Source organism: Vibrio sp. 10N.222.55.C6, from assembly GCF_041473395.1.
GTDB lineage: Bacteria > Pseudomonadota > Gammaproteobacteria > Enterobacterales > Vibrionaceae > Vibrio > Vibrio crassostreae_C.
This window is the reverse complement of the sequence record NZ_JBFRSD010000040.1, coordinates 15,852-28,157: the sequence shown is the minus strand read 5'-3', so window position 1 is coordinate 28,157 and position 12,306 is coordinate 15,852. Positions and strand designations below refer to the sequence as shown.

The window sequence follows — 12,306 nt, the reverse complement described above, 5'->3', positions numbered from 1 at the left end:
GAAACACAAGCGCTGGATAGTGAATTTAAATTCTATAGAGGCCAGCTTCAGCTAATTGACCCTGATAGTGGTGATAACACTCAGTTTGTTTTTAGCGGGAAGTATTTAGGCCAAGGGTTTGAGCCTGCTCACCTTGATGTTTGGCCTAATGGCACTTATCAATTCAGATTAGAAGCTGTTACCAATCGTCATGCGGACGATCTCATTGGTAGCCTACATGCTGGCGAGTCGATGGAGCTCCCCTACGAAATCGAAACCAATGATGGTCAAAAGCTCACCATTATGGTGAAGGTGACCGGTGAAGATAACCAAGCAAAAATTGAAGTAACGCCCTACTCCAGCCTCAATAATCATGTTTACGAAGATCACACTTCCTTTGGCAATACCACTAATCAGCTCAGCAGTGGCGGCACGTTACACGTGATTGACCCGGATCACGATCAAGCCGGTTTTATTGCACAAACCATCACCACCGCCGAAGGTGGTCGGTTCAATATCAACGCAAAGGGCCATTGGTCATACGATATTGACAATGATAAAGTCCAACATTTAGGCGCAGGGGAAAGCTTCCAGCAAACCTTTACCGTTGAATCTATTGATGGCAGTGCTAAAAAAGATATCACAGTGACCGTTCATGGCACCAATGATGCGCCAATTGCCTCGGCTGAAGTGCGTTTAGCGAATGGCTTAGAAGATAGCAAAATTGTCCTCACCCCAGCACTGCTACTTGCTAACACAACTGATATCGATGATAACGATATTGGCAAATTATCCATTGAGAACCTACACGCCGACCATGGTTCGATATTAATTAATGGCGATGGCACCTTTACCTTTACGCCAGAAAAAGACTATAACGGCGATGTCCATTTTAGCTATGACGTCAAAGATGCCCACGGTGGTGTGACCCACACCGGTGCATCAACAACACTCTCGGCAGTTGGCGATGCTGCGATCTTCGCCGGAGATAAAAGCGGTCAAATAACAGAAGATCGCCACGTACAAGGTGATGCCCAACATACGATATTTGTCACTGGCGTGTTGAATGTTATCGATCCTGATGCCGGTGAAGATCATTTTTACGACACTCGTAATGCCCATGCGATCAGTGATCCCTATGGCGGTCATCTGACCATTGGAAAAGCCGGTGATTGGGCTTATTCGGTTCCCAATGCCAATATTCAGCACTTAGCGGCAGGGCAAGTCGAGCAGGTTCAATATGAAGTAACGACCGCTGGTGGTGATAAACAAATTATTACCATCAATGTGCATGGCACTAATGATAAACCAACAGTTTCTGAAGTTATCGCAGGTGCACATAACATTGATGAAGATGCTGCAAATGCGACCTCTGGGCAAATTATTATCAGCGATGTTGATCATAGCGATCAACATTCTGTCAGTATTGATAGCCAACATCAGCCACAGTATGGTTCTGTTACCTATAATAGCAATACACAAACTTGGGTCTACACACTTAATAACAGCAATAGCCATGTTAATGCTTTAAATAATGGTGAACAATTGACCGATAAGTTTTCTCTATTAGTCGATGATGGACACGGGGGCATTACAACTCAAGAAGTTGAAATGCGCATTGATGGACACAGCGATGTTCCACCAATGCCAACCCTAGTTGCCCCTGCAAAAATTACCGGCAGTGCAGGCAATCAGGACCTGCATGCCTCAATCGGAATTCCTCCAATTATTCACCAAGGAACGCCTACGCCAATGACAGGCTGGGGAATATCAGATCACCACGGACACTCTCTCACTGCATTACACGGTCAATTTGGTACTTTGCATGTCAATCCTGCAACCGGAGAGTTGAGTTACGATTACCAACAAACTTCATCAGGCGTCGTTAAGACACATACAGGAGGCTCTTACGGTAGTGGTACAGACGAAACCGACTCGTTTGTTTTAACCCTAGGCGGCGATCAAAACTCACAAGTCGCGGTGCACCTACATTTGCACTCGCAATCCGTCCATGGAAACAGCGGACATCACATTGACCAAACCACACTAACTGGCATGGATTTATCGCCAATCGCTCCATCACCTCCTCCAGCACCCGGCATGAGCCAAGCGGATGAACCGGATGCCTCTTTCAGCACCCCTGATGAAGTTACTCTTAATTTTGATGAGGTGACGGCAAACCTAGAACATACAGCGATAGGCGAACACGAACAGCGTTCTGGTGCCCATGCTTACCTAGACGCTCTGGGTATTAATGCTGACTCGCCGTCTATAGATTCACCGTCACACAATGTACCAGTAGCGCATGATATCGATATCATTTTCAGTGATGCCGAGAGTGCTTATGGGGCTGAGCAAACTGACGATGGTATGAGTGATGGGCTGTCTCACCATACCGATAACCCATCTATTGATGATTCTTTACACCATCATAATGACGTTGACGGACTGCCTGACATAGACCCAAATAACTAGAACATCACCCCTTCGGTTAGATAAAAAAAGGAGCACGGCATGTGCTCCTTTTTTATGCAAGCCAGAGTGGAGGACTTTACCTCTCTCCAAACGCCACGCTAACATTGGTATAAATCGGTTTCCATAAGTATTGGAACACCGACTTCTCGCCAGTTGTGATGTCTACTTCACCCGTCATACCCGGCAGTATGGAAAAGCTTTCAGGGTTATCACGGAAGTAAGGCGTATCAACCGACACTACAACTTCATAATAGATCTCGCCACGTTCGCTTTGACTTGTGGTCGGTGAAATACTCTCTACCGCCCCTTTTAAAGCCCCAAAGCGGCTGTAATCAAACGCATCAATCTTGACTCGAGTGGGCTGCCCAACACTCACAAAACCAATATCTCTTGGGGACAAACGTGCTTTGAAGTCAGCGTTCCCTCCGACAGGCACAATTTCAACTACCGTGCCACCCGGCTGAATAACACCACCATCCTGCGTGCTTGGTATGCTTTGCACCAAGCCTTGTAGCGGTGACACTAACATAGTGTTCGTCAATTTAGCTTGGCTTGAACGAACTCTAGCATTCAATGCTGATAAGTCAGATACGGCTTTAGAACGATCATCGCTCACTTTAGCTTTCGCTTCCGCCAGAAGCTGTATGATTTTTTGGTCATTACTGTCAGCTTGTCTAATCAATACCGACTTCTTACCACGAGCTTCTTCGATTTTCTGTTCGATACTGGCCAATTTTTGTCGCATTTCAAGCACACGTAAACGTGAAATGTTACCCGCTTTATAACCCTTCTCCAGTATGTTCAACTCTTGCTTAGTCGCATTTAACTCTTTCTCATAACTCGGCAAGGCCTTTTCTACGCTACGAAGCTGCTCTGCAATTTGCTCGCTCTCTTTCTCAAGCACCACACGCTTTTGGAAGTAGAGGGCTTTTTGCGCGTTCAGCTGCGCTTTTTGCTGGCTGACGATCTCTGGGTAATCGACCTCAAACTCAGCAAGGTTAGGCTCACGTTGCTCAAGCAGCGCATTCATACGTTCCACACTGGCTAGAAGCGTCACTTGTTGGGACTTTAGCTCTTCAAGGGCGGTACGCTGGAAAGTGGCATCAAACTCAACAAGCGGCTGGCCTTTCTCTACCAACTGGCCTTCTTTAACAAGAATTTGCTTTAACTTACCGCCAATCGCACTTTGTAATACTTGCTTCTCGCCTTCCGGAATCACAGCACCTTTGGCTTTGGCGATTTCATCAACTTGAGTGACTACAGACCAAGTGGCAAAAGCAATAACACATAAGGCAACCGACCATGTGGCCAGCGCCAATGTACGAGCCGTATTTTGTGATTCAACAAGCTCACCGTAGCGCTTGCCCTTCTCGATAGATTGTTTAGTCATTAGCGACTCCTTGCTTAGACTCTGATTGTTCTTGTTGGGCTGCATTTTGTTGAGCAGACGCCTCTTGAGTTGACGGCTGTAGCTCTTGAGATAACGGTTGCTCAGATAACTGCGGTTCTTGAGAAGCTTGAGGCTCTGAAGGCTGTTCCTGCTTCGAAGACTGCTCCGGCTCTAATGGACCGGCATAAACCACTGCACCTTCATTTAATACCACCACTTTATCGGCAAGCTTGATTAAATCCGGATCGTGGGACGTGTAAATCACCGTTGCTTTTCCTTTTTTCGACTGCACAAACTCACCAAATATACGTTTAGCATTTGGGTGAGCATCAGGCACAGGATTATCCATTAAGAACATTGGGTAGTCATAAACCAGCGCTTTTGCATCAATGAGGATCTGCGCGACGCTGCCAGACAACATGTCAAAAAGGCTGTCCGGTTGAATACTGCTGATGGAAGTATCGAGCCCACCTGATAATGTCTCGAACCAACGCTTTCCGCCGACCATTTCAATTGCAGAGATCATTTTCTGATCTTCGACTTTGTGACCGTCGTTTAGCCACTCTCGAATACTCAGCGTAAGCAAATCAGGATATGCGGCTCGAATGAAACACCAGTGGCGATATAGCTGCGGGTCGTATTGAACGAGGTTAACGCCTTCAAGCTCGACCATGCCATTTTGGATAGGCTGCAAGCCAGACAGCACTTCAATTAATGTTGATTTACCGCTCCCAGAAGGGCCGGTAATCGCGACAACTTCACCGGCTTCAATATCAAAACTCACACCATTCAAAGCGGGGCGACTCTGTTTGGGATAGCGCAGCGTCACTTGGTCTAATTTCAAGTTAGGCGCTACCACGGGTAACGGGTGATGCTGGTAACTGAATTCACGCTCAGACGGCTGAGACAAAATACGGTTAACTTGCAGCTTGGATTGATTAAAGCTATTAAAACGCATCGCGCTGTTTGCCAACACCTGAGCAGGACCCGTCACCTTAGATATCAACATCATTGAAGCAATCAAACCACCGGGCGTCATCACTTGTTCAAAAATAAGTCCTATGCCTAACCCCATCACGGCGAGTGTCGAGCCCACACCAATGAAATAGTAAATCGAGGTGTACCGACTCTGGAGAACCGATTGATTAAAGGTCACTGTTGAAGCAAGAAGATTGGCTTTTTTGAAACGTTGAATCCAGTGCTCTGAGAATCCAGCACTGCGAATAAAGGCAAGCTTGGATGACAGCTCATTAGTCATGTTTTGACGATTCGTACCTGCGACTGTCGATTGCATCGAGCGCTTGCTGCTAGAGCGTATCGAGCGTTTTGCTAGCAAGTAATAAAGGATTAAAGAGACGACTGGAACCAGTACCAACCATCCGCCTAAAACTCCTATCGCTAGTACAAAAATTAGAATGAATGGTAGGTCAAATAACGCATTTCCTAATGGCCCCGATAGCACACCTGAAATACGCTCTGACAACATCACTTGGTTTTGCTGACTAGAAGAAGCTGTTTGCTGATTTTGAGCATAGCTATTACGAAGCAGACGCTGCACGAGGGATTGAGAAATCTCACGACTTACTCGGTTGGAAACTGAAGCAAACACTCGGCTACGTAATGTTCTCAACCAACCCATCATCACAAACAACAACGCCGCGCCAATGGCGATACCTTGCAACTCATGCCCTGCATCACCACCAATCACATGGTCATAAATCGACATCGTGATGAAGGGAACAGCAAGCGCAAATAAGTTAGTGATAAAGCTGACCAATAACAATTTAGGAATGATGGGGCGAAACGCATGTAACCTTTCACCAACCCAATCAGGAGAGGCCTTCTCTAATGGTGGCCCTTCGATAACAATACAAAACTGAGGGACATCGGTGATGTCGTTATTGGCATTAAAGGCAACAAATTGCTTGGATTCCAAATGACCAGAGACCAGCTCATGTTCACCAAGTACCAGTAAGACCAATTTATGTTCACCAACTTCATCTAGGTTGGCAACCAAGCGATAAGGCAGTGCAAGCCTGTCGAACAAGGCAAACATATCGTCGATTGATTCAATGCCATTTTCATCGACCCATTGATGTGCGAACAACTGGATATTAGCATTAACTTCCAACTGCTTAAGAACGGAAAGGCTCTCGGTTTCTAAATGATTCATCACCTCTTGTCGACCGCTGGTATCTGCACGGTTGTTCGTACCTGAAGGGTTACCAATATCTAAACGATTCATACGACGGCCTCCTGATTGCTCTCGCTGTCGACCGTAATAGCTCGACTTTCCACTGTAATGATTCGATTAGCAAATTCGCGAAGCTTCGAATGGTAGCTCACCATCAGTATCGTGCGTCCTGCCGTTACTTCTTCTTCCAACACCTTAGCTAGATTCCCAAGGGCGTCTAAATCAAGTGAAGAATCCGGCCTTTCCAACATGATTATGGGTTTATCACTTGCCAATTGAGCCGCGATATTGAGCATTTTCACGTTACCCATACTCAACAAAGAAGCACTCGTATGGCCAATTTGTGTCTCTAGTCCATCGGGTAATCGAGTAATCTCTTTGGTTAAACCCAAACGCTTTGCATAGTCACTGGCGCTTTGCGTTTTCTCAGGGTCAAACCCGCACAAGTTGTCGAGAATAGTACCCGACACCAACTGCCCTTTAACGCCACAGTAGGCAGCAATATTGGTTACGGATGCGATTGAAACTGCAGCTCCGTTAATGAAGCACTCACCCGCTTTTAGATCATCAATACCTGCAATCGACGACAATAAATGACTGTTGGTGTGGCGATCCTCACTCTCTAACAAAACCAACTCACCTTTATTCAGTGTGACATCTGCATGAGAGAGTTCACCATATCTTTCAACGGTCGCTTGCTTGATTTCCAACGTCTCAAAGTCAGATAAGTGGTTCTCAACTTGCTCAGAATCTGAAGATTCCGATAATGATAAGTCACTCAATTTTTCTATTGCCTGATTGGCACTGTGTATTGAATTAAGCTTGATTCTAACCCCAACCAGAGCACTCAAAGGCGCAACCGCTCTGCCAGATAAGATAGAACATGCCGCCAAGCCACCAGTAGTTAACTGACCATCCAACACCCACAAGCTCCCCGTAATTACGAGTAAAACTGACGTGGCTAATGCGGCAAGCTGAATACATTCTTGGGCAAAGGCGTTCTGTTCTTCTTCTCTCGCTTTAGACTGAGAGCGAACGTTATTGAGGGATTTAAACTGATTGAAGATTCGAGACTCAACAGCCTGACGTTTGATTCCTTGAATGGTTTGGCTCAGTAAAATCAAGAACGCTTTTCGCTCCTGCTCATCTTGGGAAGCTTCTTCACTTAAGCTTTTAACGCGAATAGAAGATAACCAAACGATTCCGAGAGTAATCAGCCAAACTGCCAAAGGTATCGCCACCAGCTCACCGCCGATGTAAGCCACCAAGCCCAAGAAGATCAAGGCAAAAGGCAAATCAATAAAGCCTGCAATCACACCACCGGAATACCAATCTTTGACTTTGGAAACAGAACCAAGCCCCTCTTCCACGCCGCCAACACCAATGTGGCGGAGATGGCCTGATGAAGCCGTTGTTACTCTTTCAACCAAAGTTTGATAGGTCGCTTTCTCGGTATTGCTGGCCGCGGCTGACAAAAGCCAAGTACGCACAAACCGGATCAATGCTTCCATGGCAACAGCCAACGCTGCACCCGCCAACAACAAAGTGGCAGTACCGTAACTTTGGTTAGGTAAAATACGATCGTAAATTTGCAAAACCGTTAACGGAACGGCGAGAGAGAGAAGATTTATGAGTAAAGAAGGCAGTAAGACTTTCCCCACCACCCCTTTGTTTTTCATTGAACTTGCGGGCATACACAATCCTTATCCATGCTTATGAAATAAGATTGGTACACCATGTTGAGTATTGCAAGGTAACGGACTGATTTAACGTGTTTTTCAATATAAATATGACACAGATCTTTCTACACAAATCTGTGGCTATACCCGTACCTTAAAAACGCTCCTTACAAACGCTCGTTACAAGTGCTCCTTACAAACAATTGTCGTAATCCGTTATCGCCTGCTTTAACTTTGAAAAGTCTGAGTTACATAAATACGGTTTCAGCGCTTCAAATTTATCTGAGGGCCACTCGTATATTTTGAATGACATGAGTTCGTCAATAACGGACTCATCAAAGCGGTATTTGACGACTTTAGCTGGAGAACCACCGACAATGCTGTATGGAGCGACGTCTTTAGTCACCACACTATTCGCTGCAACCACAGCGCCTTCGCCAATCGTCACACCGGGCATCACCATCGCTCTCATGCCTAACCACACCCCATCTTCAATGTGAGTGTCACCTTTGCCAATGTAGGCATCGTCGATTACATCCATAAATGGATACAGCGAAAACCAATCAACTCTGTGGGTATGGTTGCCACCCATTAAAATCACAACCTCTGCGCCAATGCAGACATAATCGCCGATATGGAGTTCGTCGATTTCCCATCGAGGCTCCCACTGGCGGCTGACTTCGTCGCCATGTAAATAACGGACGACAGATTGCTCGAACCCATTATCCCAGCAATCGCTGTAATAACTGTGTTGACCTTTTACGTGAATATTGGGGTTGGTTACGACTTCATGCAGCAACTCGAATTTGGACCAATGCTTCTTTTGCATTTTTACCTCTGAATGATCTATTAAGTTTTATTCGTTAACTATCAAAATGTTCGACGATGCAAATCCAAGGTGCACAAACTAACGCCCTATAAACACAGGGTTCACTGGGATGAATAGTGAGTATCACGCTTAAATCATAGCAATATCGCTAAAACTAAAGAGACGTCAGTGGATTCGAGGTTGCTTAAGAAGAGGAAGTAGTTTCAAAGTTTGCTCAGTTTTTATCGATAACTTGGTTGGATAATTTACAGGCGTAGTGTAACTGTTTAGTCGCGCCAATTTGACAGGAAGATGTGATTAATAAGGTTTCAAATTTCGTTTCGTGGAATACGGAATGAACAAGAGCCTGCGCGATTACACAGGCTCAAACTTAGACTCAGCTATAAACTTCGGAGCTCGCTTGGAGCTGGGCTCAGCGACTACATGCGTGCAAGCTGTACTTTTCTGTCTTTATTCACCACGCAGAAGTTACCGCGCTTAGTACGACACTTAGAGCATCGTTCGCATTCAACAGGGCTTCTATCCCCTTCCTTCCAACGCTTCACTAAATGGGGTTCAGAAAGCAGCGGTCTTGAAAGCGCGAAGTACTCAATGCCCGTGTTGTTTGCAATCGCTTCGATAGCATCAAAATCCGTTAGACCACCAACCGTGATCACTGGGATATTAACGTCTTGGCTAATCGCGTGACCATACTCATGGAAGTAGCCTTCAGCTTGAATGGTAAAACCATCGTGCGACTCGCCAATCATAGTGTCTGCTTTGCCATGAATATTGCCTGACACGACAATGCCATCCACACCCACTTGTTCAAGCTTTTTACAGACAATACGTGTTTCCTCAAAGGTGACGCCACCTTCAAAAAACTCGGATGCCGTGAGCTTAACCAAGATAGGGAAATCATCACCCACCAGCTTACGTGTCGCGGTATAGATCTCTAACAAAAATCTCATGCGGTTTTCTAAGCTACCGCCGTATTCATCTTCACGTTGGTTGTAATAAGGGCTTAGAAATTGGTTAATCAGGTAAGTGTGAGCGGCATGAATTTCAACGCCATCAAAGCCTGACTTTTGTGCTCTCAAAGACGCTTGAGCAAACGCATCAACAATGTAGTCGATCTCGTCTTTGGTCATCGCTTTGCCTAGAGTTTGAGTGCCTTTTTCTGGAACCTCACTTGGTGCGTAGATTACTCGCTCGCCAAGGTCATGCGTGGTTTTGGTGCCACCATAAGCCAACTGCATCACGATTTTAGAGTCGTTGTCGTGCACCAGTTGAGTCAGCTTTTGATACTCTTCAATGAATGAGTCGTTATACATACCCATCATGCCTGCATTCGGCTTTTCTTCTTCAACAATGTTCGCGTAGCCCGTCACGATCAGGCCGACTTCACCTTGAGCCAACTCTTCATAGATAGCGTACAGTTTATCTGTCATATGCCCATCTTCGGTGGCCATATTTTCCCACGTTGCACTTCTCATGAAGCGATTCTTTAGTGTCATCTTGCCAATGTGGGTTTCTGTAAACAAAGTGCTCAAGTGTCTTCCTCTCAAAATCGTGTTACGCAAGTTACCCATTAAGCATGGGCACTGATTCAGGCGGATACTACAGAGAATAAGGCAGCGAAAACTTAATCTAGATTAAGAGAGCGGCACTCTCATGTGAGAAAGATATAGAAAGCATCAAAAAGAGATAAAAAAGATTGGAGAAATGGTAACAAAAGAAAGTCGCTAAGTTTTAATAAGCGACTTTGTTCAATTTAATCTGGACTAAGTCAATGGTTCTTACGAGAGGTGTCCACCTGCGAATTTCTGCCTGCTAACAGTTATTTGAACTCATAGGTGTAAGACGCGCCAACACTGTTATTTTCACCGAAATCGTCCTCAGCAAAAATAGTGAAGAAGTTGAATGATTGAGCGTCACTCAACTTGTAGCTAGCACCGCCGCCTGCCCAATACCCTGAATAATCATCAGAGCCCATTGAACCACCACCGAAGCCCATGATAGACCATTCATCCGTAATCGTTTTTAAGCCAAATGCGCCAATGTAACCACCGTGTGTTGCACTCGGCATCAATACATAGTCAGAGCCAACGTTATCATCATCGAAAACCGCTACTTCGCCGTCATTATAGCTGTACCCAGCCATAGGGAAGATTTGCCAACCGAACGGCTCAATATCGAAATAGCTCAGTGGTATAAATGTGCCAATACTGTAGTTGTTCTTATAAGCATCGTTGTCATATTCAGAACGGCTAAAGTTGAAGTTAACAATACCCATAGGCAACAGCCATGAGCCGCCTATTCGCCATTCTTCGCCATCTGCGTTAACACGAGCATTGATCATTCGTGCTTCATCAAGCCCAATAGACCCAGAGAACTGCAGATCTTCGTTATAAGCAACGCCAGCTTTGGTTACGATTTTAGTCGGATCATCAGGGTGCTTCTCTTCAGCAAAAGCACCCGTTGAAAATAAAGACACTAAAGTAATGATTAGTAGATTACGTAATGTCATTAGAAGGTCGCGCTAACACCAACAAAGTGGATACGGCCATCGAACGAACCATTCAACAGATTAACTTGACCAAATCGACCATATCGATCCATCTCAACTGAACCCAAATCAGCGTATTCATAGAACACATCAATTAAGATGTCGTCCCAGTAGGTAGATGCGCCAACTGAGTAGCGGTACTGTTCACCCACAGGAAGGTCAACCCATTGCATTGACGGATCGTCTTGCGGAGAAGTTTCGTAAGAGAAGCCAGCTTTCAAACGCCAGTCTGAATTCAATTGATAATCCGCACCTACCGCAAATTTCCAAACGTCATCCCAGTCACGTTCAATCGGAACACCATTAATTGGACTTCCTGCTATTCCAAAATCAAGAACGGTTGTATCCCATTCACTCCAACGGTGGAACTGAATACTAGCAAGCAGGTCAAGTTGAGAGTTCAAAGCATAGCTCGCACTGACATCGATGATTTCAGGTAAAGCAATATCAGTTGATAATGAATTCAATACGCCTTGGTTAATAACGCCATTTACATCATTCTTAAACTCATGTTCTAGTTTCGAGCGGTAGCTGGCACCCAACTTAAGTTTATCCGTTGGTGTATACATCACACCAAGGTTATATCCATAGGTCCAATCGGTATCTTGTTTAGCTGTAAACCCAGAAGTTGACTGCTCAAATGCTGCCCAGCTGAATTGCACACCCGCGCCTACTGACCACTGGTCATTCAGCTTATAACTCAGTGATGGATTCACTTGCATTGCTGTGAGAGTGATATCTTCTAGAAGTGCAGCACCCGCCCAATCACTGCCATAATCGAGGCTTGAACCGCCAACAGCACCAAGTGCAATACCAAGGTGCAATTTGTCTGTGACTTGATGAGCGTGGAAGGCACCAAATGACGGCATTACGGAATGAGCTTTACCATCTGGATTACCACCGTTATCTTGATACTTCATTTCAAGATCGAATGCCATGGTGTTGATGGTCGTTTTGCTTTCGCCCATGTGAGACATAGTGGCAGGGTTTGTCCACATCGCCGCTGCAGATCGAGTGTAAACACCATCACCAGCGCCAGTAGTACCAGCGTTGGCAACGACAGCTTCTTGCAAAAACAGGCCACTTGCGAATGCATTTAAGCTCGTAAAAATTGCAGTGGCAGCTAGAGAGTAAGTAAAAGTTTTGTTCATCAGAGCGCTCATTTAGCCTTAGACATTAAATTGCTCTAAGGTTACCGCAAAGCTCAATAAA

General features: G+C 45.4%; 8 protein-coding genes. 1 reads left to right on the top strand and 7 read right to left on the bottom strand.

From position 1 onward, the window contains the following. Nucleotides 1-2,454, top strand: a 2,454-nt coding sequence (locus AB4486_RS21020; RefSeq protein WP_372118498.1) for a VCBS domain-containing protein, incomplete at its 5' end; no start/stop codon positions are given. Between the two features lie 76 nt (nucleotides 2,455-2,530). Here the strand turns inward: AB4486_RS21020 and AB4486_RS21015 are convergent. The 7 genes from AB4486_RS21015 to AB4486_RS20985 all read right to left on the bottom strand — a co-directional run bounded on the left by AB4486_RS21015 (nucleotide 2,531) and on the right by AB4486_RS20985 (nucleotide 12,245). Further along, nucleotides 2,531-3,844, bottom strand: coding sequence for an HlyD family type I secretion periplasmic adaptor subunit (locus AB4486_RS21015; RefSeq protein ID WP_017061737.1), 1,314 nt, complete (start codon nucleotides 3,842-3,844; stop codon nucleotides 2,531-2,533). Further along, nucleotides 3,837-6,089: an ABC transporter transmembrane domain-containing protein gene (locus AB4486_RS21010; protein ID WP_017064446.1), complete on the bottom strand. Its 2,253-nt coding sequence runs from the start codon at nucleotides 6,087-6,089 to the stop codon at nucleotides 3,837-3,839. Before AB4486_RS21010 ends, AB4486_RS21015 begins: the two co-directional genes overlap by 8 nt. Further along, on the bottom strand, nucleotides 6,086-7,732 hold the full coding sequence (locus AB4486_RS21005; protein ID WP_017066510.1) for an ABC transporter ATP-binding protein: 1,647 nt from the start codon (nucleotides 7,730-7,732) through the stop codon (nucleotides 6,086-6,088). Before AB4486_RS21005 ends, AB4486_RS21010 begins: the two co-directional genes overlap by 4 nt. Before the next feature lie 178 nt (nucleotides 7,733-7,910). After that, nucleotides 7,911-8,546 (bottom strand): CatB-related O-acetyltransferase, encoded by a 636-nt coding sequence (locus AB4486_RS21000; protein WP_017061734.1) that lies wholly within the window; start codon nucleotides 8,544-8,546, stop codon nucleotides 7,911-7,913. 419 nt (nucleotides 8,547-8,965) lie between these two features. Then, nucleotides 8,966-10,078, bottom strand: coding sequence for an NADH:flavin oxidoreductase (locus tag AB4486_RS20995; protein WP_032546839.1), 1,113 nt, complete (start codon nucleotides 10,076-10,078; stop codon nucleotides 8,966-8,968). 287 nt (nucleotides 10,079-10,365) lie between these two features. Then, entirely contained in the window at nucleotides 10,366-11,055 is a 690-nt protein-coding gene (locus AB4486_RS20990; protein WP_017064442.1) for a hypothetical protein, read from the bottom strand. After that, entirely contained in the window at nucleotides 11,055-12,245 is a 1,191-nt protein-coding gene (locus tag AB4486_RS20985; RefSeq protein ID WP_372118493.1) for an OmpP1/FadL family transporter, read from the bottom strand. The genes AB4486_RS20990 and AB4486_RS20985 overlap by 1 nt, the downstream gene beginning before the upstream one ends. Nucleotides 12,246-12,306 lie beyond the last annotated feature (61 nt).

What these genes read in the sequence shown, in the direction of transcription:
- AB4486_RS21015 (WP_017061737.1), bottom strand. Translation starts at nt 3,844, where the DNA reads ATGACTAAACAATCTATCGAGAAGGGCAAGCGCTACGGTGAGCTTGTT.
- AB4486_RS20985 (WP_372118493.1), bottom strand. Translation starts at nt 12,245, where the DNA reads ATGAACAAAACTTTTACTTACTCTCTAGCTGCCACTGCAATTTTTACG.
- AB4486_RS21005 (WP_017066510.1), bottom strand. Translation starts at nt 7,732, where the DNA reads ATGCCCGCAAGTTCAATGAAAAACAAAGGGGTGGTGGGGAAAGTCTTA.
- AB4486_RS20990 (WP_017064442.1), bottom strand. Translation starts at nt 11,055, where the DNA reads ATGACATTACGTAATCTACTAATCATTACTTTAGTGTCTTTATTTTCA.
- AB4486_RS21010 (WP_017064446.1), bottom strand. Translation starts at nt 6,089, where the DNA reads ATGAATCGTTTAGATATTGGTAACCCTTCAGGTACGAACAACCGTGCA.
- AB4486_RS21000 (WP_017061734.1), bottom strand. Translation starts at nt 8,546, where the DNA reads ATGCAAAAGAAGCATTGGTCCAAATTCGAGTTGCTGCATGAAGTCGTA.